Origin of the sequence: Thalassolituus oleivorans MIL-1, assembly GCF_000355675.1 — a bacterium.
Taxonomy (GTDB): domain Bacteria; phylum Pseudomonadota; class Gammaproteobacteria; order Pseudomonadales; family Oceanobacteraceae; genus Thalassolituus; species Thalassolituus oleivorans.
On the sequence record NC_020888.1, the window covers coordinates 801,431 to 826,054 of the forward strand.

A 24,624-nucleotide genomic window follows, 5' to 3' on the forward strand; every position below is an offset into this window, starting at 1 on the left:
ATGAAACCAGTTATTGCACTCGCTTTACCTTTGCTTTGCGGCTTGTCGCTTGTTCATGCGGAAAATGTGGTTATCCGCGATGTTGTTAGCAAAGAGCACTGCACATTAATTAAGAGCGATTCCTGCTCGTCGATTAAAAACGACGGTGTGGAAGTATGCGAAGAACGTCATCGCCAAAATGCTTTGGCTGAGGGCGGAAATACCGTCGTGATCAAGGGGACTATATCCAGCGAAACGCGCCGCCCGCGGGTGGATGGTCGCTATGTCATTATTGAAAAAACAGATATGGCTGCAGATTATTATTTGTGTGATGACTTCGTGGCCGATGATGTAGCTGCCGAGCAAGAAAATTCTTCAGCTCCTATGCGTGCTATGCCGGTGAAGTCTGCTGTTGCGCCTATGGTAGAGCTTTCCATTGAAGAACGGTTAACCACGTTAGAAGCCTTAAACAAAAAGGGTTTGTTAACCGAAGAAGAATACAAAGCTAAGCGTGCAGATATATTGGACGACTTATAGGAGTTAGTGATGATTACCTCTGATGATGTGTTGGATTTTTGGTTTAAAGAAAGTAAACCTGCGCAGTGGTTCAAAAAAGATCCAGCCTTTGATCAGGTTATCCAACAACGTTTTGGAGATTTGCACGCAAAGGCCGCAAGGGGTGAATTGTATGAGTGGCGCAAGTCGATAGAAGGGCGCTTAGCAGAAGTGATCGTATTGGATCAATTTTCACGTAATATCTATCGAGACTCACCGCAAGCGTTTGCTAGCGATGCTTTGGCCTTAGTGCTAGCACAAGAAGCCATAGCGCAAGGATTGGACAACAACTTACCGTTGACTGAGCGTAAGTTTCTGTACATGCCATATATGCACAGCGAGTCTTTGGTTATACATGAAGAGGCCTTGCGATTATTTGCGCTGCCAGGACTAGAAGATAATCTAAATTATGAGCATCTCCACCGCGACATTATTGTTAAATATGGGCGTTATCCACATCGTAATGCGATTTTAGGGCGAGAGTCTACGGCTGAAGAAATAGTATTTTTACAACAGCCGGGTTCGGGTTTTTAACGAATCATTATTTCTTTAATGACAGCGTTTTTCCGCCAGGTGCTTTCGGATTTTTATAGACCGTTTTCTTTGTCTTCGGTTTTTCGGGTTTCGGTTTTTCTACTTCTGATTTTTTAGTGTCTTTTGCCTTAAGCTCGCTCGTCGTTCTGTCGCTGCGAGCAGGGTGGGGCTTTTTATCACTAAAGGTTTTCTTTTCGTTACGCTCGTTACCGGCTGGTTTTTTACCATCTGTTTTCGGAGTCGGTTTTAAATCTGATCGTACTTTCTCTTCAGCCGTGGCTAAGCGAATACCGTTGTCTTCGATCACGATTTGACGCTCTTTATACAGCTTACCAATCGCCATTTTGAATGCACGCTTGCTCACGCCAAAATGTAATTCAATTAAATCGGCAGGGCTTTTATCGTTTAATCCAAGACTGCCATTACCGTCTTTTAATTTCTTCATGATTTTGTCGGCAACGGGATCAATACGCACATGGCCGAGTGGCTCTAGAGAGAGGTCGAGGCGATGATCTTCTTCGCGTACGCGGCGAACATAACCATCCATGCGCTGGCCAACACGAATGGCGGTGCGAATTTGGCTTTCGTGGATTAAGCCCCAGTATTCGTTATTCACCACGGCTTTGTAGCCTAGGTCGGTGCGTTGAGCGATGAGTAAATTCACTTTATCGCCTTGCTCGAAAGGATCAGCAGCACCAGGCCAAGTCGCTTTCGCTTCGTCTTTGATAAAACGATTTAGTTTTGCCGTAGCAATTAAGCGATTGGTGTTGTCGAGATATACATAAACGACATAGGTTTTGCCTTCTTCCATGCGCTGATTCATTTCACCAAAAGGTACAAATAAATCTTTAGCTAAGCCCCAATCTAAAAAAGCACCGGTACGGTTTACTTCTTTAACGTCTAGTGCAGCGGCTTGATGCAGTTGTACACGCGGGCGCTGCAAGGTGGCAATTGGGCGGTCGTCAGAATCTAGATAGACGAAGACGTTGAGGCTGTCGCCTTTCTTAGTGCCTTCAGGGATTTGGCGACGTGGCAGCAGTAAGCGACCTTCTTCATTGTCGTCGAGATATATGCCCTGTGGAAGTTCATCAATGACTGTGAGGGTGTTGTAGCGTCCGAGTTCGGCCATGATGCAGTTCCAGCAAGAGAGGTGTTATTAACAATTGTTGCGCAGTGTACCACAGCGAGTGCTTTTGGCAGATCGATGAAGTAAGGATTGGCAGCTAAAACCTAGGCAGGGCTGTTGAAAATAGGAAAGAAAGTTCAGGTATATTCGGGTGAATACACCTGAACTCCGATTGCTGCTATGACGACTTTGCTAATACTTAGTCTTGGTTTAGCTGCAACGTACGCAGGGTACGTTCTCGAGTAACTGCGAGTAACTCAGGGTCGCGCTTCAGTAATTGCCCATAGGATGGGATCATTTCTTTTAAGCGTTTGTCCCAGCCAAACTTCATCTTGTCGGCAAAACAACGTTCAAGCACTTCGATCATGGCTTGCACGGCTACTGAGGCGCCGGGTGATGCGCCAAGCAGTGCGGCTAATGAACCGTCTTTGGAGGCGACCAGCTCAGTCCCGAATTCTAACTTACCGCGTCCTTGATCATCTTTCTTGATGATTTGCACGCGCTGACCAGCGTCGGCAAGAGTCCAGTCGCTGTCTTTGCACTCTGGAAAGTAATCGCGCAATGATGCAACGCGATCGCTGTGCGACTGACGGACTTCGCTGATCAGGTACTTTGTTAAGTCCATGTTATTAATGCCTACCGACATCATTGGCAACATATTGCTGATACTGACGGATTTAAGAAGATCAAGTTTCGAGCCCTTCTTCAAAAACTTCGTCGTAAAGCCAGCAAATGGTCCGAACAGTAACGCCGGTTCACCATTGATAATACGAGTATCAAGGTGTGGCACCGACATTGGGGGTGCCCCTATGGCTGCTTTGCCGTAGACTTTGGCGTGATGTTGGCTAACGATCTTAGGATCTTTGCATACTAGCCATTGACCACTGACTGGGAAACCACCATAGCCATTGGCCTCGTCTATACCAGATTCTTGCAACAAGGGTAGTGCGCCACCGCCAGCACCAAGGAAAACAAATTTAGCGCGAACCGTAGTGGCTTTTTTGGTTTTGCGGTCATTGATGCGAACAAACCAACTGCCGTCTCGGGCGTGCTCGAAGTCATCGACTTCATGGTTTACTAACAATGAGAATTTTTCATGCTTTTGCAGTTGCTTAACAAGGTTGCGGGTTAGCGAACCGAAGTCGACATCGGAACCATGCTTAACTCGTGTGGCTGCTACTTTTTCGTCGGGATTGCGTCCCGCCATGACGAGTGGCATCCACTCTTTGAGAACCGACGGGTCGTCGCTAAATTCCATCTCTTTAAAAAGGTGATGGGCGCTCATTTTTTCGTGGCGCTGACGTAAAAATGCGACGTTGTCTTCGCCCCACACAAAACTCATATGTGGCGTTGTGTTAATAAACTCTGAAGGGGATGGAAGCTCGCCACGCTCAACGAGATAACTCCAGAGCTGCAAAGAGATTTCGAAGTTGGCGTTAATGCTTAACGCGCGTTCGATATCCACTACACCATGTTCATTTTCGGCGGTGTAGTTGAGTTCACAGTAGCCAGCGTGACCTGTACCTGCGTTGTTCCAGCCATCGGTGCTTTCGTGTGCAACATGGTCGAGTCGTTCAACCATCGCAATGCTGAGAGAAGGATCAAGCTTAGAGAGAAGAGTCCCCAGTGTTGCACTCATCACGCCACCGCCGACGAGCAGCACATCGACTTTTTGTGTAGTCATTATGGAATCGCCTATTAACAGAAAATCTTTCAAAGCGGGTATTAGCGACGTCTTTGGTGCTTTTGGCGTCGCGACACATGTTCAGTTTTACACAGCCCGGTGGTATCCGCTAGTTGGCTGTACCCGCGCATTATATTAGGTGAGGCTCAACCTCTTGCAGGAGGCTGGTCAGCTGAGGATAGAAAAATGGTGTTTACCGGTTCCCAAACTCAGGCCGCTTAATTGACGCGAAAATACCGGAAAAGACCTTTTCGGTCAATTGTTTAGCAGCTTCGGTGGTTGCTTGGCAAGGTGCAAATTTGACGAATATAAAGTGACTTTATGCCGATTAGCTCTACGTACCTTGCTCTGTGGCTACACTCAATAGTACCGCGAATATTTAACCTAAATGGCCACTCCGTCGGGCCTAGGCGTGCTGGAACAGTGTGATCTAGATAATGAAACTGTCACTAAGGCGCTAGGCTCGTTAAGGTAGCTGAGGTGACTGACACACAGCAAACCCATCAGGAGGAATGCGTATGGCATTGACCAACTCGGTGCAACTAATTTGCTACCCAGACCGCTTAGGCAATAACTTGAGTGATCTTTACGGTATTTTAGAGAAACATCTCACTGAAGCCGTTGGCGGCGTTCATATTTTACCTTTCTATCCATCGAACGCTGATGGTGGATTCTCACCGCTGACTCATAAAGAAGTTGATCCACGTTATGGTACGTGGGCTGATATAGAACGTATTGCCGCTAAATATGATATTTGCGCTGACTTAACGGTGAATCATATTTCGGATGAATCCCCTGAATTTTTAGACTTTATCGAGAAGGGTGACGCCTCCAAATATGGCGACTTGTTTGTACGAGTTGGGCGTATGGGCGAGATTACGCCAGACGACATGGCGAAAATTCATATTCGCAAAGAAAAAGAACCATTCCGCGATGTCACTTTTGGCGACGGTACGACCGATCGTGTTTGGTGTACCTTTACCGAGAAGCAAATTGATTTAAATTACGAAGCCGATATAACCTACGAATTAATGGAAAGTTACATCGCCTTTTTGGCGAGTAAAGGCGTAAAATTATTTCGGTTGGATGCATTTGGCTACACCACTAAGCGTATTGGATCGACGTGTTTTTTAGTTGAACCAGAAGTGTATCGAATTCTTGATTGGGTTAATTCGGTAGCGCAAAGGCATGGATGTGAGTGCCTCCCCGAAGTACATGATCACACTAGCTACCAATATGCGATAGCACGCCGAAATATGCACCCTTATGGATTTGCGTTGCCCCCTCTGCTGTTATTCTCCTTGTTAGATGCCAATAGCGTTCATCTTAAAAATTGGCTGCGTATGTGTCCTCGTAACATGATTACGGTGTTAGACACTCATGATGGAATTTGCATTCCTGATGTCGAAGGTGTTCTACCTAATGATTGCATTACAGCATTAATCGATAATTTACAGTCACGCAGTGCAGATCCGATTCTACGTCGCTCGGCAGCGAATATTCATAGTGTGGGTGCTATCTATCAAATTACCTGCACATTTTATGATGCTTTGATGCAAAACGATGACGCCTACATTGCTGCTCGTGCAATACAGTTTTTTACGCCAGGAATTCCGCAGGTTTATTACGTTGGGTGGCTTGCTGGCGAAAATGATAATGAATTAATGGAAAGTAGCGGTGAGTTGCGTGATATTAATCGCCATTATTATTCGTTGGATGAGGTTGACGCTGCCGTAGAAAAGCCGGTGGTGAAACGTCTGACCAAATTAATGGAGTTTCGTACACAGTATCCCGCCTTTGATGGCCACTTTGAGCTAAATTCTTCAAACGACACGAGTATTTGCATGGCGTGGCGTCACGGCGAATATTATTGCCGTATCTTTGTCGATTTGAACTTTAAAACCACCACGTTGACGTATCTGGAAACAGAACATTTAACGGAAGTCACTATTACCTGCTGATTGAAGCAGTAGAATTTCCGCAAGGCTGCTAAGCTTCGGATAAATGTCACGAGGCTGTCGTCTTTGCTGCTTAGACTTCCAGCGCCTCAATTCGCACAGGAGTATTTTCGTTTATGTTACAACTCATTGCGCCCATCGGCTCATTGCTGACGGGTGTATCGTTATTATTACTTGGTAGTGGCTTGTTAAATACCTTATTAGCGATACGTGGAGGGGCAGCAGGGTACGATTCCAGCACGATGGGCCTAATAATGTCGGGCTATTTTGTGGGTTTTTTTGTTGGTACGTTTATCGCGTTGCCTATGATCCGCCGAGTCGGCCACATCCGAGTGTTTGCGCTTTGCGCTGCTGTTGCTTCAGTATCTGTGATGCTGCATCAATTGATAATTAACCCTTGGGTGTGGGTGGGGTTAAGAGTACTGACCGGTATCTCGCTGGTGATTTTATATACCGTAATCGAGAGCTGGCTCAATGCACAAACTCCAGCAAACCAGCGTGGAAAAGTATTTGCTGTCTACATGGTGGTTAACCTAGCAGCATTAACTTTGGCGCAGCAGTTGATGCGTTTTGATTCAGCAGAGTCTTATATTCTGTTTGCCTTGGCTTCAATGCTCGTTACTTTAAGTTTAGTACCGGTTGCATGGACTCGATTAACTCCTCCAGAGGTACAGACGGTTAAGCGATTACGTATTCCCTTCTTATGGCGAATTGCTCCCGTTGCGGTTGCCGCATCCTTGCTATCCGGGCTTGCCATGGGCGCTTTTTGGGGGATGGGGGCGGTATATGCTGGCAAAGTTGGGCTTGATGATGCCGGTATCGCAAGCTTTATGAGCGCTGGCATTCTTGGTGGTGCGTTGTTGCAGTATCCCTTAGGTCGTTACTCTGATAGCAGCGATCGGCGAAAAGTGATCGCCATTACCTGTGCTTTTGCAGCACTGGCCGCTTTATTGCTGATACCCGCTGGATTCAATAGTACGACTCTATTATTCGCTATCGCTCTATATGGTGGCTTGGCTTTTGCGATTTATCCTGTTGCTGTTGCGCACCTAATCGACCACTTAGATGGTCCGGATATCATTGCTGGTGGCAGTGCAGTTTTGCTACTTCATGGAATTGGAGCGGCCATTGGGCCTGCGTTAGCAGGACAGTTAATGACAGTAACCGGACCAAGCGCTTTACCAGTATATTTTTGCTTTATGCAGCTGCTGCTCGCAGGCTTTGCCATCTGGAAGATTAACGCTAGAAACGAAGATGAGTATGAACATCCTGCACAATTTGTTGCCATGGTGCGCACCACGCCAACTGCGCTGGAAATGTACCCCGATGAATCTGAAGCAGTATCGGAGGTCGATGATAGTCTATCTTCTCAAGCCAGAGAAAATGCGGCATGAAATCCTTTCTTAGACTAAAACTGACATCTGTTGGATATTTATTGTGGGAGTAAGAACCTTAACTACACTTCCTTTAGACCAACTAAAGGAAGCTTTCAGAATGAATAGTATCAAGTCACATTTCTTTTCTAAGCGCTGCGTGCAAGTAGCATTTGGGGTAGTTTTAACAGCATGTTCAATGCTGTCTATCGCCGAAGAAGCTCCGGCAAAACTGCATGAAATCCTACCGGATTTAGAGGTTTGGAGTACTGATCAAGCTTTGATTGACGCCGTTCGTCAGCAAAACTCGGAAGGTTTGACGCTTGCAACCATTCAAGAACGCGATGCTGTGTGGCGTGCCACATCCGGTGTTGATGATTTCATGGCAGAGCTTATGTCGAGTGCTGTCGCAAAGCACATGCTGACACTAGAACAAAGTAAACCGTATTTTGTTGAGTTTTTCTTGATGGATAATCAAGGTGCCAATGTCGCCATGACGAATAAGACTTCTGATTATTGGCAGGGCGACGAGGAAAAATTTACTGAGTCATTTAAAGGTGGAGTAGGAAACACCTATATGAGTGACGTCAAATTTGACGAAAGTTCTCAAGCCTACCTCGTACAAGTTTCTATTCCTATTATGGATGGCGATAAAGCAATAGGAGCAATGACCATCGGAGTTAATTTAGACGAACTTTGATTGTGGTAATTGGTTGTACCTTGGAGCAGGGATATGAAAAATTGGTTTGATAATTTAAGTTTCGCAAAAAAAGTAACCCTGCCTTTGGCACTTGTCGGTTTACTGGTAATTGCTTTATCTGTTGTCGCTATCAGTTCCAGAAATACGGTATCAGAAGCAGTCGGAACTGTTATCCATCACGATTTGCCAGCGCTTAATATCCTGTTACAAACGGGTATGGATTTTTACCGGGTCGTGGTAGCAGAGCGAAGCTTGCTTAATTTAAAAGTAGGGTCATCAGACTACGATGCCATGCTAAAGCAGCATAAGGAAAGCTTGACTGAAATCGAATACAATTTTCAGAGGCTCGCCGATTTAGACCCAAAAATAACTCAAAATAAAAATTATCAGTCCTTGCTAACTAGCTTTGGAAAATGGAAAGCCATTACTACCAAAATAGAACAAGAAAGGTCGACTGATAGTCGAATCGGACGCAGTACTGCGATGGGTTTGTCTTATGCTGAAGGACATCAGCTATTTGACGAATCAATGATCCATTTAAATGCCATGATTCATGACATTGAAATACTCTCGAATAAAGAATCGGAATACGTCGATCAAGTGCAAGATCAAGCCATGTTTAAACAGGTTTTTCTATTGGCTCTGGCATTGGTTACCTGCGTATCTCTCGCAATACTATTCCCACGGATGATTACCCGCGATCTCAATCAAATTAATGATCGTTTCACTGATCTCGCTGAAGGAGAGGGCGATCTGACCGTTAGATTTAATACAAAACGCAGTGATGAATTAGGCCGCCTCAGTCATTCGTTCGATCGTTTTATGGATAAATTACATAGTTTAATCAGCGAAATCATACATACCTCGAATGGCGTTGGCAGCAATGTTGGTGAGTTGAATGGTATGTCCAAGCAAGCAAAAACATCGATTAGTCAACAAGATGAGTCAATTAATTCGGTGGCTGTCGCTGTTGAAAAAATGCGTGAAGCCCTGAAAGGTATTGCAGCAAATACATCGACCACAGCTGAAGAAGCGAAAAATTCACAGCATTGTACGGAAGATGGACGTTTGTTAGTTGAACAGACAAGAACAGACATTCAGTCCTTAACCAACGATGTTCAGCAAGTTTATAAAGCGATTTCAAGAATTGAGACAGGTACAGAACGTATTGGGTCTGTACTTGCGGTTATTAGTGGTATCGCAGAACAGACCAATCTGTTAGCGCTTAACGCTGCAATTGAAGCAGCGCGGGCGGGTGAACAAGGTCGAGGCTTTGCCGTAGTGGCAGATGAGGTTCGGTCGCTCGCGAGCAAGACTCAACAATCAACTAAAGATATTAATGATATGATTGTCGAGCTTGAAAATAGCGTGTCTGTTGCTGTGAAAACAATGGATTCAGCGACTGAAAATGCTGAAAAAACGTTAAGTTCCAGTATGAAAACCAGCGATTCGATTCAAGAAATTCAAGCTTCGTTTGTTAAGGTTCAAGGTTTAGTTGGTGAAACAGCTCGATCCACTGAAGAGCAATATAAAATTATTGAAGCAATCAATAAAAATATATCTTCCATTAATGAATTGTCTACCGTGAGTGCTGATCGTGCTGGTAAGGTGGAAGACTCAAGCCGTAGTTTGCATAATTTGTATCAAAAGCTATTACAAACAACGAATAAGTTTAAAGTTTAAATGCAACCTTATGTGGCATTTTAATTGTATGTGCACAGTGGTGGTGCTATTGTCAGCGCATGATTAATGTTAAATCCTAAATTAAAAGCGTGTTTAACGTTTTTATTTGCTAGGTATGAAATATGCATGTATTAATTGTCAGTTTTTATTAATTCTGACAATGATGTTAATATTTCGACAAAATTCGATGTTGATTATTTCATTTTGGAGCGAAGCGCTGTAATACTGCATTTGAGCTTATCTAGCTTGGTTCAATTTTTAGGTACCTTAATTCACAGGTCCTTTTCGTAATTTTTTGCTCAGTTTACCGTTTCGTTTCCTGTCACATAGCCACAGGAGACTACTATGCTATTAGCTACCGATCTTGATGGAACCTTCCTCGCGGGCGACGCTGCCCAGCGTCAACAGCTGTACCAATTAATCGCAGCGCATCCGAACATTGATTTGGTCTTTGTTACCGGACGTGGTTTGGAGTCTGTGCTGCCACTGCTCGCCGATACTATGATCCCTCAGCCTGATTATATTATTTGTGACGTCGGCTGCACGATCGTTAATGGTCATACTTTGCAGCCCGTATTTGAGGTACAAAGCCCCATTGAAGATATGTGGCCAGGCGAACACAAAATTGAAGAGGCGATCGCTCATATTGCCGGTTTAACGCGTCAAGATGTTCCGCAAGAGCGTCGTTGTTCATATTTTTGCGAAGAGGGTGCAGTCACCGAAGAATTAAGTGAAATCGCCGCAACACTTAACTGCGATGTACTTTATTCGGCGGGTTTGTATTTGGATTTTCTTCCCAAAGGCATTAACAAAGGCGCGACACTAACTGCTCTCATTAATCACCTCGAATTAAATAGCGAAGATGTGATGGTTGCTGGTGATACATTGAATGATTTATCTATGTATGAGCACGATTTTATCGGTGTGTGTGTGGGGGAATCGGAAGCTGGATTGCTAGAAGCTACTCGTAGCCGTGCTCGTGTGTATCATGCATTGGAACCCGGTTGCGGTGGCATCTTGGAGGCCATTAGTCACTTTGGTTTTTTAGGCGAAGAGGGCATCAGTGCTGAGGTGCGCGAGCCAGCAACGCCGGGGCAATCTGATTTGGTCATGGTTTATCACCGCTTGCCATATGAAGAATATATTGAAGATGGTATTCAAAAGCGTCGTCGTCCGACCTCTCCTAACGGCATTATTCCTACGTTAATGAGTTTTTTCGCCGATGGAAAAAAGGGATCTTGGGTGGCATGGTCGATTCATGATCCAAAGTTAGGTGAATTCGAGAGTCATACTGAGGTCGATGTTGATAAGTATCCGAATCTAGTCGCAGCGCGGGTGGGCTTGAGTAAGCGTGATGTTGATATCTTCTATAAGAAATTCTCGAAAGAAGCTTTCTGGCCAACCTTGCATACTTTCTGGGAACGAGCGACTTTTCGAGAAGATCATTGGGAGGTGTTTAAAGACGTTAATCGTCGTTTTGCTGAGCGCACCAGTGAAGAAGCCGCTGAAGGCGCTACCGTATGGATTCACGATTACAACTTATGGATGGTGCCAGCCTATTTGCGCGAATTACGTCCAGATTTAAACATCGCATTTTTTCATCACACGTATTTTCCATCTGCAGATGTATTTAATGTTCTGCCATGGCGTCGCGAGATAGTGGGGAGCTTGTTGCAATGTGATTATATTGGCTTTCATATTCCACGTCAGGCTGAAAATTTTGTCGACGTTGCTCGTGGTGTCACCCCCATTGATGTGAAAGAAAAAGTGGGTTGTGCTCCTCGCTTTGTAACTTATGGCTGTGCCGTCGGTTTGGATGAAATGACGACCGAAATCGAAGTGAATAATCGCCGTATTCGTTTGGGCGCTCACCCAGTGGGATTAGATTTAAATCGAGTTTCAGATGCGTTAGAAGATCCTGTTATTCAGAACCGCATGACGGAGCTGCGTGAAGAGTTAAGTGGCACTAAGTTAGTCTTGTCGGTTGAGCGCTTGGATTACACCAAAGGGATTCCTGCTAAGCTTCAAGCCTTTGAAAAACTGTTGGAAGATCACCCTGAGTTGCACGGTAAAGTCACGCTTGTCACTGTCTGTGTGCCGGCAGCAAAAGAAATGACGGTGTATAAAAAACTTCAGATAGAAATAGAACAGGCGGTTGGTCGTATTAATGGTCGCTATGCCGATGTTGGCTGGACTCCAGTGCAATTTTTCTTCCGCGCTGTACCGTTTGAGCAGTTAGTGGCTTATTACGCTATGGCGGATGTCATGTGGATTACGCCGTTGCGCGATGGTTTAAACTTGGTTGCTAAGGAGTACGTTGCGACCCAAGGTAAGATTGAGGGTAGTGGTGTACTGGTATTATCTGAGTTCGCAGGTGCGGCGGCAGAAGTGCGCGGAGCCATGTTAACGAATCCACATGATCCCGCGGAAATGGCCGAGACTTGTTATTTGGCACTAGCAATGAATCGTGACGAAGCGCGGAGTCGTATGCGCGAGGCTTACGAAATTGTGAGCCATTATGATATCGAGCATTGGGGGAATGAGTTTTTGGCGGCAGTAAAGGGTAAAGCTAACCATAAAACACGTTTAGTAAAAGTTGCTTAGCTCTTAGTGGCCTGAAAACGAAGGGTAGCATAGCTGTAATAAGAGAAAAAAAGCCGGTTTTATTAACCGGCTTTTTACGTTTTATTTCTCAGTTTAATTAACTGGTTAGTCTTGGTTAAACGAGTGACCGCCTAGTGACGATTTTTGCTAATACCCCGTTAAATGCTAAAACCCCTGCAAGTACTAAAACTAATCCGGATATTTGTATGCCGTCGGGGTATACCCCCAGTATCAGACTGACAAGTAGGGTAAACACCGGTACGAAGTTAAAGGCAATTGCTGATTTATCGGGTCCAATTTCTTGTACACCTTTGAGCCAGAATATATAAGCCAATACGGAACCGAAAATACTCATATAAAGTAAAACAGCGTGAGATTTAAGTGATAATTGCGGAATCGTATGCAGTGGTTGCTCTACGATTAGGGCAAGTGTTATCAAGGCGACAGCACCAATGCTGACGGTCCAGCGTGCAAATTGCATTGATGGAATATGCGGGGCATAGCGTTTTGAGCCGACGCTGTAGAGGCTCCATACAAAGCATGCGCCAAGCATCCATAAATCGCCAACCGCAATTTGAAGTTGCGCGAAGTTACCGCCAGTGATCACTAAGCTCACACCAATAAACGCAATGACAATACCGAGTGCTTGCTGGCGATTGATTTTTGATCCCAATAGAAATACTGACAGTAATACTGATATTAATGGGGCTAGCGCCATAATGAGGGCTGCATTTAGCGGTGATGTGGTGTGGAGCGCGATAAAAAATGCATAGTTAAATCCAAACACGCCTAACAAGCCAAGCGGTACTAACGTTAGCGCATCACGCCATTGCAGTTGTGACTCAGCCTTCCCCGTCCACCAACGAAAGCCCCAGAATAACAGCAGTGCTGTGGCAAAACGCTCTGCCGCTGCCGTTAGCGGTGGCACTATATTGGCCACCTCATGGGCAGCATTAAAATTGCTGCCCCAAAACAAGGTGCTAAGAACGATGAGAAGCCATAGGTGGGCGTTAGAAGACACTAGAATCACCAAAGTAACGGTTAACTGACAGAGGTTAACGCTGGGCGCGTATCCTAGAGCTTAGGCCCTCATTGATAAATAGGGCTGGCTGATATCCATTGTTTCATTTTTAAGGATAAAGCTTGTGACGCCGAGGCTAACACTGAAGACGCCAATCAGCATTCGGTGGAATACCAGTGACATTTGTCAGTATTCGGGGTGCTAGTCAGCTGCTAGAGTTTTTGCTCTGGCGGGTCGTGGTGAGAGACGAATGCACGCTGGAGATAGATCAGCAGAGTTGCTGAAGCCCATAGCAAGGAGGTTGTATGACAAAAATAATAATAGCTGCCGCTATGACGTTGACTCTTTCTGGGTGCTTTTCCAGCCCAGAAATGGTGCTTGAACTTAATGGTGGTGATGGCGAATGGCGCTTTTATGATCAAGGATTCCCAACCGATTTACGCCTAACGGATGAAGGGAGGCCCGATTTTAGTGGTTTTCCTCACCGGCTTTTTTCGCCACTGGTCATGGAGTTCGCACGCGAAGCTGAGCGTTACGATCAAATGACGGGATATGCACCCGATACTCCGGTGTATATCCGCTTTACCGGCACATTTGAGCCAGAAGAATTTTCATTGCCTCAATCCGCTAATCATTTTGCGGATGCGTCTTCCGTCATTCAACTGATTGATGTTGATCCTGATTCGCCGCTGCGCGGTAAGCGCTACCCAATTGCAGTCGATTTCCGCTATGAAGAAGATGAATACCGACCTGCGTCATTGTTTGAAGCCATTCCTATCGGGCAAATCCAGCAAGAAAACACTACTTATGCGCTTATTATCACGCGCGATATTGCCGGTGAGTATGCGGATGATTTGAATGCCAATCCGGTTTTGACCTCATTATTGAAAGGTAAAAACCCACGTTACAAAGACCTATTCATAACTGCTTCGAATGCAGAAAAAGCCCTGCAAGTGTATGCGCCTTTGAAAGACCAATTAGAACTTGATGGTATTGATCCTGACGATGTCATTGCGGCTGTCGTATGGACAATAGGAGCGGCTACTAGCAAAGCATTTGAATTGGGGCAGATTATGACTCAATGGGATGTGCCGCCACTTTTGTCTGATTGGGAAATGACGAAAGACATGCCTGAATTTTGTGTTTACGAAGCGCAATGGAGTGTTCCTGGCCTACAAAAAGGTCTATTTCCATATCCGTCGCCTATCTTTGGTGGGGATATTGAATACGATCTAAATGGTGAGCCGATTGTGCAATATTGGCGCGATACTCCGGTCGTTGTCACTGTACCCAAAACGCCCATGCCGGCTGAGGGTTACCCTATGCTGTTGTTTCATCATGGTACTCATGGCTTAGCGGAGCATGTTTGGTCGCGTGGAAAGGAGCCAGTTGATGGAGAAATTAGCACCTACGGTTCTGCAGCGCATGTCGCCGCTTTGCGTGGTTGGGCCGCGGCAGGGTTGGGAGGCCACTTCGGGCATGATCACCAGCAGTCGATTGAATTGTATGATGCGATCTCTGAAACCGTTGGCATCCCGTTGAATTTGCTGCAATTTAACCTCTACAACCCCCAGGGCTTTCGTGACAATCTTCTACAGCAACTGAGTGAACGTATTTTGTTTCGTCGTTTGATTGAGCAAGCCCATATTGATACTAGAGGTTGCATTGGTAGCAATCAGGGAGAGGCTGTCTTTAATGCTCAGCAGACTGCGCTGATGGGGCAGTCTTTAGGGGCGTTTACTGCGGCAGCACAGATGGCTGTTGATCCGGCACCGCTTACGGCTTACATAGCGACAGGTCCAGGTACGTATAACATGAAGTTGTTTTTCCAAAACAAGCAAGATCCGGAAGGTTCAGCGATAGGCAACATTCTAGAACCTTTGTTTTTCTATACCGATGAGGACGATATTGTCGAAGACCCATTTCACCCTGTGTATGCTTTGAGTGATCAAATTAGCGCGCCGTCGAATACGTCCTTGATGTTAGCTAAACGTGAGCAGCTTAATAACGCGGGGCAGATTCCATTTCATAGCTTGATGATTTTCGGTCATGTCGATAATTTTGTGTCGTTAACTTCACAGAAACCGCTAATACGAGCATTAGAAAGCGATATGGCAGGTCCTGAACTCGATGTGCCGATAGAGTTGAGTCTATTGGCCAGCGCGCAAGTGGCTGGTGGAGAAGCGCTTGATTATCCTGTTAGCGGCAATGGCCATCACGGCGAAACCAACGCTTTTACACGCTATCAGCAAGATGAGATTAAGACGGGTCATCATGTGATGATTCAATTAGAAGCCCCTAAGCATCAGATTGGTTGCTTGCTGCAGGACATCGCCGCGGGAATAACCCCTCAGGTAGTCGAAGGAAGCGCAATTGATGGTGCTTGTGCGAGTGGCCCAGCGTTATTAGAAACGGTACAGCAAGAACCTTTTTGATATAAAAATCGGAAGTTCGATCGTATTTGGATCAAAGGCTCAACCTAAGGTTGAGCCTTTTTGCATTTTTCTTGCAATCCTATGTTATTGAGTGCACTAATTAGATGCGCTGGCAGGAATGTCACTATGCGAATGTCGAGGCTGTGTAAAAGTGATAACTAGTGCTCGGAATTGGTTGATTAGAGAACTATCATTCAATAGTTGTTTTGTTAGCCAAGGAACGCCAAAAATTTTGTATAGATAATGGAGAGACGATCAGAACACCCAATAAAATAATATTAAACAGGTATTTTGATTTATGAGAAGTGCCGCCTTCTTACCAGCGATATTTGCTGACACTGATGAATTCTATGCTGAACGTGGCGCGCTGTTAATGAAACGCGCACTGATCGGGTTGGCATTGGCCATCGGTTGCTCACTCTCGATTGTGTTTTTTATTTTAACCAGCGCCACACTTGTGCACTGGTATAGCATCATTGCTTGCATGTTTATTTACATGTTTCCCATCGCAACCGCCATTCAATATGGCCGTAAGCCACCCGAGGGGCTTGATGCGAAAAAAGCGGTAGTACGAAAATATGTACGCCAGCTTGTCATCGTTGTGATCGGTTGGAACCTTATTGCATTTATGATTTTGCCGGGTTTAGACCCAGATACTCGGCTGATTGTGATTAGTATGTTTGTCACCGTTGTATTGGGTCATGTCCTACCCTTATCGCTATTTCCTCGTTATGCGATTGCTGTTCTTGTCTTGAATTTAATCCCCCTTTCGTTGCAATTAACCAGCTTGGGTGATGCAGATATCGCCCCTTTGGGTATTGCTGGCGTGGTATTCACTTTTGCAGAGATCATTATTATTGCTTGGTTGTATGTTACCGATATGACCGGATTGCGTAAGAGTAGTGGTGATCGAGGAGCTATTGAACCAGATTTGACTGTTTCTGGTTTTCGACAGGTAAAAATTTCCTCTGTGTACTTAAAAAGTCCTCCATCGGTGGTCTTGCAACTGGTAACAGCGTTATTACTTGTTATTGCACTGCGAGCGCCTGAAATCGAAAGTACCCTATGGTGTTGGTTTTTGGCTTTTGTGTCGATGCAAGCCATTAGGGCTGCGGTATTTGTCGCATATATGAGCCGAACGAATGACGACCGTGTAGGTCGTTGGCGCGCATTTTTTGCTATCGGCATGTTGGGCAGTCAGTTCGTTTGGTTTGCATTCCCGTTTATCTTTAATGCGGCACTTAGTGATTTTCATTTAGGTGTGGTTGCTGGCGTATTGATTGTGATTGCAGTGCTTAGTTCCATTGGTTTAACGTCAGATCGAGCATTGTTATATGCCAATACCGCATTATGTATTAGTCCGCCGATTTTATTTATAGCATCAGACATTAATTTCTGGATGCTAGCTTCGCTGGGGCTAACTGCTGCATTAACGTTATTTTTAGTCATGGAGAGTATTCATGAGTCCGCAATTCGTTCGTTAAAGGGTGGTTTGTTACATAAATTGGCAAACTACCGTGCTCGTAAAATGGAAGAGCTAAATTTAGATTTAATCAATGCTCGTCATCGTTTAACAGAAGTAAATGCATCACTTGAATCTCAAGTGCTGGAGCGTACCCAAGAATTAAAACATCAAGCTAATCACGATATGCTTACTGGGTTAGGCAACCGCTACCGCTTTACTAATATGGTCGAGCGAGCATTGGATGAGTATCACAACGATCAGTCAGGCTTTGCTATTTATTTATTAGACCTAGATCGGTTTAAAGAAATTAACGATGGCCTTGGCCATTTTGCAGGTGATCATGTTATTCGGGAAACAGCACAACGCATTCGTGACGTGTGCGGCGAGGATCATGTGTGTGCGCGTTGGGGCGGTGATGAATTCGTAATTTTGCAACGCTATGTCTCTAGTCGTGAAGAGATCTATCGCTTCTCTGACGATCTTGTTAATAAATTAAAGATGCCAATAGAATTGTCCAGCGGCCCTGTGAGTATTGGCGCTAGTATCGGTGTATCTGTCTGCCCAGAGCACGGCACAACGGCCGAAGAGCTACTCGAACATGCTGATATTGCTGTTTATCGTTCTAAATGTATGCGCGGTACTGTGTCGATTTATAACGATAATTGGGGGGTTGAAGCCGCTGAGCGTGTTCATCTTGCTCAAGCACTACGCAATGCCATCGAAAGCCAAGGTATGGATCTTGCGCTGCAGCCCTTAATTGCCATGAATACAGGCAAATTAACGGGCTTTGAAGCGTTAGCTCGTTGGCCGCAAACGGACAATGCCCCTATTAGCCCTGGTGTATTTATTCCTCTCGCGGAAGAGTGTGGTTTAATGCCGATGTTAGGTCGTTGGGTGTTGCAGCGTGCGTGTGAAATGTTGCAGGACGTCGCACCAGACAGTGATCTTCGAGTCGCGGTAAATATATCCGTATTACAATTGCTTGATGTCGATTTTGTTAGTGAAGTTCTTGATGTTCTGACGCTAACTGAGTTGCCACCAGAGCGTCTAGAACTAGAAATGACCGAAAACGTATTTGCTAGCGATGTTGAACAAATACGTAATGTACTAAGTCAATTAAGAGAACAGGGTATACGTATTTCTATTGACGATTTTGGTACAGGATATTCCTCTATTAGTTATTTGTTGGACTTCCCGTTAGACACATTAAAAGTCGATCGATCATTCGTTACGGCCCTGAACAGCGGTGGCGAAGGTATCTTTAGCAGTATTATTGCGCTTGCGCATGGCCTCGAATTGTCGGTCATTGTCGAAGGTGTAGAGACGCAAAAAGAGCTAAATAGTGTCATTCGTCTTGGTGGTGAAGAAGTTCAAGGCTTCTTCTTTGCTAAGCCTATGATGCTGCCAGAATTGGAGGGTTGGCTAATAGAGCATCGTGATACGTCATTTGATATTAAGCAGAAGTTTCCGTTTGTAAGCCTAGGTTAGCGCTAGCGTATAAATGTGCACTCTACGCATCATGTTTCAGTCGTCATCAGAAGATTCCTTCGCATGGCTGACAGGATAGTCACTGTAATAGATCTGATTTTTCGTCAGGCGTTGTAGCCCGTTTCATTCTTCGTTCGCTAGTTGAACTATGATAGAGGTAGGTTGTAATTCGATGAGAGGTCTATGGTATGCATATATTGTGTCCAGATTTAGATGTAGGACGTCGATATGCTATCACGAGCAACCTAAAGTTAAAGATAGACGAGTTGGTATTCAGTAACACAATCAATAGGGTTTGTCGCGGTTTATGAGAAGTATCGGCTTCCTGCCTAGCATTATAAAAAACACAGATGAATTTTATGGAGAAAGAGCATCGTTATTGATGAGGCGAGCTATTGTAGGATTGGCTTTAGCTATTGCATGCAATGTAGCAATGATCACCTTTCTCTATCTTCAAGACGTTTTTGAAATTTGGTTTATCGCTGTTTTCTGCTTACCTCTTTATGTTTTCCCTTTGCATACGAGTTATCGATTCATTGTAGATAAACCCGATCAGCTTTTTGATCAAAAGAAAAAAATACGTCGATATATGCGGCAATTGGCCATTGTTATTTTGGTTTGGAATTGTTCGGCGGCATTTATACTTCCAATTTTAGAAGGCGATATACGTTTAATAACCATAAGTTTATTTATTGTGTCGGTATTGGCGTATTTTTTACCACTGACGTTACTTCCACGCTATGCACTATTTATTCTGGCGATTAGTCTTTTCCCTATGTCCCTGCAGTTGGCACTTCTCGGTGACGATAAAATTATGTCATTGGGTTTGGCCGGGATGGTTTTGGTGTTTATGGAAGTTATGCAGATCGTCTGGTTGTATCGTACTGAAATGGATAATTTTAGACGGGAGCACTATAGAGGTAAGATTTCCGAACCGGACATGTCGGAGTCAGGATTAAAACAATTAAGAATTTCGGCAATGTACTTCCAAGGTGCACAATCGATTATATTGCAGGCAGCTACTGCATTTATTTTGGTTATTGCACTGCGAACTGAGACAACCGAAGCATTGATGTGGAATTGGTTTTTAGGCTTTATCTCTGTTCAGGTTTTAAGAGCTGCAAGCATAGTTAGCTTTATGGATGATTCTGAAAAACGCACGCTTATGCAATGGCGATTAATTTTTTCAGGCGGGGTTCTAGTTAGCCAAATAGCATGGTTTTCTTATCTTTTTATATTTAGTGAAATGTTAAACGGGTTCAACTACAGCATGGTTTCAGGGATTTTAATTCTCATGGCCGTGTTTAGTACGATAGGCCTCACTGCTGATCGCGCTTTGTTGTACTTCAATAGCGTTTTGTGTCTTGCGCCATTGACGTTAATTTTGATTGCGGATCTAAATACTTGGTTAGTCGTAGCCTTGAGTTTGCTGGCAATACTGAGTTTGTTAGTCGTCGTAGAGAATATACATCAGTCGTCGGCTCGTTCACTAAAAGGGCGATTACTACAAAAGCTTGCTGAGTATCGAGCGGAAAAAATGCAAGAGCTGAACATCGATCTCACGCACGCACGTAAGCGTTTAACTGAAGTCAATGCATCGCTAGAAAGCCAAATCCAAGAACGAACAAGAGAGTTAAAGCATCAGGCAAATCACGATATGTTGACGGGATTAGGCAATCGTTATCGTTTTGCAACAGAAGTGCAAACAGCGTTAGAAGAATACGATAAAGATCAATCGGGCTTTGCGGTTTATATGCTCGATTTAAATCGATTTAAAGAAATTAATGATGGTTTGGGACACTTTTCTGGCGATCATGTTTTACGCGAAACAGCGCAACGAATCAGTCAGGCTTGCGATGAAAATCGAATTTGCGCACGCTGGGGGGGCGATGAATTTGTTATTTTACAAAAGCGGGTTTCGTCACGGGATGATATTCAACGATTTTCAGAGCGCCTAATCAAACAGCTACAAGTTCCTATTGAGCTTGAGAAGGGCCCAGTAACCGTGGGTGCTAGCATTGGTGTATCAATATGCCCTGATCATGGTGTGGCAGCTGATGAGTTACTAGAGCATGCCGATATCGCGGTCTATCGCGCCAAATGTATGAAAGATGGAGTATCCATTTATAACGACCACTGGGGGAGCGAGGCGGCAGAGCGAGTGCGCTTAGCGCAAGCACTGCGCAAAGCCATTGAAACTCGATCAATGGATGTCGCACTACAGCCCTTCATTGCCGCCAAAAGCGGCAGTATTACCGGTTTTGAAGCGTTGGCTAGGTGGCCACAACAAAATGGTGATTCAATAAGTCCTGGAGTCTTTATTCCATTAGCTGAGGAATACGGTTTTATGCCTTTGCTTGGTGGATGGATACTACGACGGGCATGTGAAATCTTGGTTGAAATAGCGCCTGATTCCATGATCCGAGTTGCTGTCAACATATCGGTACTGCAATTAATAGATCCAGATTTTGTCCCTGAGGTATTCACTATTCTCGAAGAGACCGGTTTGCAACCTGAGCGCTTAGAAGTCGAAATGACAGAAAATGTTTTTGCTAATGATGTCGAGCAAATTCGCCATGTATTGAACCAGCTCCGTGCAAGAGGTATCCGAGTATCTATCGATGATTTTGGTACAGGTTATTCCTCAATCAGTTACTTACGTAATTTTCCATTAGATTCGCTAAAAATCGATCGCTCTTTTGTTACTGCTCTGAAGGATGGTGGTGAGGGACTGTATAGCAGTATCGTTGCGCTCGCCCATGGCTTAGAGTTATCAATTATCGTTGAAGGCGTAGAGACGGAGGAAGAATTGAAAGCCGTATTGCGTCTTGGCGGTGAGGAGTTGCAAGGGTACTACTTTGCGAAACCTATGTTGCGTCAGGAGTTAGATGCTTGGTATCTGATTCATAACGAAACGCCATACAAGATGCCGCGTCAATATCCGCCAATAAGACTAGCTTAACAAAATAAGCTATTTATCAAAAAAAAGCCCGCAGTAAATGCGGGCTTTTTTTTGCTTAAAATAACGAATTAATCTTCGTAATTTTCAATCGCGGGGCATGAGCAAATTAAGTTGCGGTCGCCGTAGACATCATCGATACGTCCTACTGTTGGCCAGAACTTATGCGCGCCCAGTTCTTTTACTGGATAAGCAGCGAGTTCGCGGCTGTAGGGGCGATTCCATTCGCCAGCAATAACGGGTGCGGTATGCGGGGCGTTTTTCAGCGGATTATTTCCCGCATCTAATTCACCACGGTGAATCGCTTCGATCTCGCCCTTGATCGCAATCATGGCGTCGGCAAAACGGTCGATTTCGACTTTGCTTTCAGATTCTGTTGGTTCAATCATGAAAGTCCCTGCAACCGGGAATGACATGGTTGGCGCGTGGAAACCGTAATCCATTAAACGCTTAGCGATATCCACTTCCGTGATACCGGTTTCTGCTTTAATCGGGCGTAGGTCAACAATACATTCATGCGCAACACGGCCATTTAAACCTGAGTACAAAATTGGGTAATGGCTGCTTAAACGTTTGGCCAGATAGTTGGCTTTCAGTAATGCGTTTTGTGTTGCTTTACGCAAACCGCTGCCGCCCATTAGCGTGATGTACATCCAGCTAATTGGTAGAATGCTGGCTGAGCCATAAGGGGCTGACGATACCGCACTGTTGCCAATACTCGCATCCTCAATTGGGCGTACGCTGTGGTTAGCCACAAACGGCGCTAAGTGTTTCGCTACTCCAATTGGCCCCATGCCTGGGCCGCCGCCTCCATGAGGGATAGCGAAGGTTTTATGTAGGTTCATGTGTGATACGTCAGCGCCGATAAAGGCGGGCTGAGTCACACCGACTTGGGCATTAAGGTTGGCGCCATCCATATAGACTTGGCCACCTAGGCTATGAATTAGGTCGCAAATTTCGCGTACCCCTTTTTCATAAATACCGTGCGTCGAAGGGTAGGTGAGCATCAAGCAGGATAGCTGGTCGCCGAGTTCTTCGGCCTTCGCTTTTAGATCGGCAAAATCCACGTTGCCTTCTTCGTCGCAGTTGGTAACAACGACACGCATTGAGGCCATCTGTGCTGATGCCGGGTTAGTACCATGCGCGGAGCGTGGAATTAGGCAGACATTGCGATGATGATCGCCGCGGCTTTCATGATATTTCTTAATGGCTAGCAAGCCAGCATATTCGCCTTGTGCACCTGAGTTTGGCTGCATGCAGATGGCATCAAAACCGGTAATGTCGCGCAAGTAGGCATCCAGTGTTTGTACCAATTCTTCATAGCCTTGGGTTTGGCTCTTGGGGGCAAACGGATGGATGTTGCTGAACTCTGGCCAAGTTACCGGAATCATTTCAGTCGTGGCATTCAGTTTCATGGTGCACGAACCCAGCGTAATCATCGAGTGATTCATCGCTAGATCTTTGCTTTCTAAACGCTTCATGTAGCGCAGCATTTCGTGTTCGGTATGGTACTTATTGAACGTTGGATGCGTTAAAAATGCGGTTGTGCGCTGAATACCGGTATCTATGCTGTTGCTACCGCTGGCTAGAATTTCAGCATCAAGTGCGTATACGTCTAGGCCATGTTCTGCGCCTAGAATCACATCGAATAGTTCGACGATGTCGGCAGCACTAACCTTCTCGTGCAAGCTTATGCTGATTTGATTGTTGTCGCTGTAGCGCAAGTTGATTTCAGCGGTTTCGGCGCGAGCTAAGACGTCAGCGCTATCGTTAACGCGAATCGTCAGGGTATCGAACCAAGTTGTGTTGACGAGTTCAACGCCTTTGTTTTGCAGACCTTTCGCCAAAATATCCGTTAGGCGATGAATACGGCTGGCAATGGTTTTTAAACCTTGTGGGCCGTGATACACAGCGTAAAACGAAGACAAATTCGCTAGTAATACTTGCGCGGTACAGATGTTCGAGTTGGCTTTTTCGCGACGAATATGTTGTTCGCGAGTTTGCAGTGCCATACGCAGCGCTTGTTTGCCTTGAGCATCAATAGAAACGCCAATGATGCGGCCAGGAATAGAGCGCTTGTAAGCATCACGCGTGGCGAAGAAGGCCGCGTGAGGGCCACCAAAGCCCATCGGTACGCCAAAGTGTTGGGCGTTACCCAATACAATGTCGGCTCCCATTTCGCCTGGTGCTTTTAGCATAACGAGGGCCATCAGATCGGTAGCCACGGCGGCTAGCGCATCTTTAGCGTGCAGGGCGGTAATGACGTCAGTGAAGTCGGTCACTTCGCCATTTTTACCTGGGTATTGGAACAGAGCGCCAAATACGTCAGCTTCAGCCGCAGCGGCGGCTGGGCCAACAAGTAAATCCCAGCCAAAGGCTTCGGCCCGAGTTTTTACCACGTCGATGGTTTGCGGTAAGCAATTTTCATCAATATAGAAGGTATTTGATTTGTTTTTGCGCACAGTACGCTTAGCCATCGCCATGGCTTCTGCCGCGGCCGTACCTTCATCCAACAAGGAACCGTTTGCCAGTTCCATGCCGGTAAAGTCGATCACCATTTGCTGGAAGTTTAAGATGGCTTCTAAACGGCCCTGAGCGATTTCCGGCTGGTATGGGGTATAGGCGGTGTACCAACCTGGGTTTTCTAACACGTTACGCAGGATCACAGGTGGGATGATGGTGTCGTGATAACCTAAGCCGATATAGCTTTTGAATACTTTGTTTTTGTTCGCAATTGCGCGCAGACGATTGATCGCTGCAAACTCTGATTGCGGTTCACCCGTAGTCAGGAACGGTGGGCGCAAAATATCGGCAGGAACGATTTCTGCAGTGAGCGCTTCCAGTGAATCAGCGCCAACGGCAGCGAGCAATGCTGCTTCTTCGTTGTCGTCGTTACCTGCGCCATTAGAGGCAATATGGCGGCCAATAAAGTTGTCGCGTTGTTCCAGATCTTTCAGGGACAGAGTGGTCATGGATGAACCTGTGGGCATGTCGGAGTTCGGGGATATTTAAGTAAAGCGTTCTGTAGCCGCCGTGTCGTTAACAACCAGCGGCTATAGA

The 24,624-nt window shown here is 45.4% G+C and carries 14 protein-coding genes; 10 read left to right on the plus strand and 4 right to left on the minus strand.

Features of this window, described 5'->3' with window-relative positions; translation table 11 throughout:
- Together TOL_RS03670 and TOL_RS03675 are read left to right on the plus strand one after the other, a co-directional pair.
- Positions 1-516 (plus strand): SHOCT domain-containing protein, encoded by a 516-nt coding sequence (locus TOL_RS03670; protein WP_015485931.1) that lies wholly within the window; start codon positions 1-3, stop codon positions 514-516.
- A gap of 9 nt (positions 517-525) precedes the next feature.
- Entirely contained in the window at positions 526-1,068 is a 543-nt protein-coding gene (locus tag TOL_RS03675) for a DUF924 family protein (protein ID WP_015485932.1), read from the plus strand.
- A 7-nt stretch (positions 1,069-1,075) separates the two neighbouring features.
- Here TOL_RS03675 and TOL_RS03680 read toward each other — a convergent pair whose 3' ends face one another.
- Together TOL_RS03680 and mqo are read right to left on the minus strand one after the other, a co-directional pair.
- Positions 1,076-2,197: a CvfB family protein gene (locus TOL_RS03680; protein WP_015485933.1), complete on the minus strand. Its 1,122-nt coding sequence runs from the start codon at positions 2,195-2,197 to the stop codon at positions 1,076-1,078.
- Between the two features lie 196 nt (positions 2,198-2,393).
- On the minus strand, positions 2,394-3,878 hold the full coding sequence (gene mqo / locus TOL_RS03685) for a malate dehydrogenase (quinone) (RefSeq protein ID WP_015485934.1): 1,485 nt from the start codon (positions 3,876-3,878) through the stop codon (positions 2,394-2,396).
- Between the two features lie 518 nt (positions 3,879-4,396).
- On the opposite strand from mqo, the gene gtfA reads away from it, so the two are divergent.
- The 5 genes from gtfA to ggpS all read left to right on the plus strand — a co-directional run bounded on the left by gtfA (position 4,397) and on the right by ggpS (position 12,196).
- The gene (gene gtfA, locus TOL_RS03690; RefSeq protein ID WP_015485935.1) at positions 4,397-5,839 is read left to right on the plus strand and encodes a sucrose phosphorylase; all 1,443 of its coding nucleotides are present in this window, start codon (positions 4,397-4,399) and stop codon (positions 5,837-5,839) included.
- Positions 5,840-5,952: 113 nt separating this feature from the next.
- On the plus strand, positions 5,953-7,230 hold the full coding sequence (locus TOL_RS03695) for an MFS transporter (protein ID WP_015485936.1): 1,278 nt from the start codon (positions 5,953-5,955) through the stop codon (positions 7,228-7,230).
- Between the two features lie 100 nt (positions 7,231-7,330).
- A complete protein-coding gene (locus TOL_RS03700; protein WP_015485937.1) occupies positions 7,331-7,909 on the plus strand; it encodes a cache domain-containing protein in 579 nt (192 codons plus the stop codon).
- A gap of 33 nt (positions 7,910-7,942) precedes the next feature.
- The gene (locus TOL_RS03705) at positions 7,943-9,592 is read left to right on the plus strand and encodes a methyl-accepting chemotaxis protein (protein WP_015485938.1); all 1,650 of its coding nucleotides are present in this window, start codon (positions 7,943-7,945) and stop codon (positions 9,590-9,592) included.
- Between the two features lie 345 nt (positions 9,593-9,937).
- Positions 9,938-12,196 carry a glucosylglycerol-phosphate synthase gene (gene ggpS, locus TOL_RS03710; protein ID WP_015485939.1) on the plus strand — a complete coding sequence of 753 codons (2,259 nt, stop codon included), beginning with the start codon at positions 9,938-9,940 and terminating at the stop codon, positions 12,194-12,196.
- Positions 12,197-12,311: 115 nt separating this feature from the next.
- On the opposite strand, the gene TOL_RS03715 is transcribed toward ggpS, so the two are convergent.
- The gene (locus TOL_RS03715) at positions 12,312-13,217 is read right to left on the minus strand and encodes a DMT family transporter (RefSeq protein ID WP_025266155.1); all 906 of its coding nucleotides are present in this window, start codon (positions 13,215-13,217) and stop codon (positions 12,312-12,314) included.
- A gap of 305 nt (positions 13,218-13,522) precedes the next feature.
- Here TOL_RS03715 and TOL_RS03720 point away from each other — a divergent pair, with 305 nt between their 5' ends.
- The 3 genes from TOL_RS03720 (at position 13,523) to TOL_RS18135 (ending at position 21,567) form a co-directional block, all read left to right on the plus strand.
- The gene (locus TOL_RS03720) at positions 13,523-15,652 is read left to right on the plus strand and encodes a hypothetical protein (protein ID WP_041588393.1); all 2,130 of its coding nucleotides are present in this window, start codon (positions 13,523-13,525) and stop codon (positions 15,650-15,652) included.
- Between the two features lie 298 nt (positions 15,653-15,950).
- On the plus strand, positions 15,951-18,605 hold the full coding sequence (locus tag TOL_RS18130) for a putative bifunctional diguanylate cyclase/phosphodiesterase (RefSeq protein WP_015485942.1): 2,655 nt from the start codon (positions 15,951-15,953) through the stop codon (positions 18,603-18,605).
- A 433-nt stretch (positions 18,606-19,038) separates the two neighbouring features.
- The gene (locus TOL_RS18135; RefSeq protein ID WP_231848008.1) at positions 19,039-21,567 is read left to right on the plus strand and encodes a putative bifunctional diguanylate cyclase/phosphodiesterase; all 2,529 of its coding nucleotides are present in this window, start codon (positions 19,039-19,041) and stop codon (positions 21,565-21,567) included.
- A gap of 68 nt (positions 21,568-21,635) precedes the next feature.
- On the opposite strand, the gene gcvP is transcribed toward TOL_RS18135, so the two are convergent.
- On the minus strand, positions 21,636-24,536 hold the full coding sequence (gcvP, locus tag TOL_RS03735) for an aminomethyl-transferring glycine dehydrogenase (RefSeq protein ID WP_015485944.1): 2,901 nt from the start codon (positions 24,534-24,536) through the stop codon (positions 21,636-21,638).
- Positions 24,537-24,624: the final 88 nt, after the last annotated feature.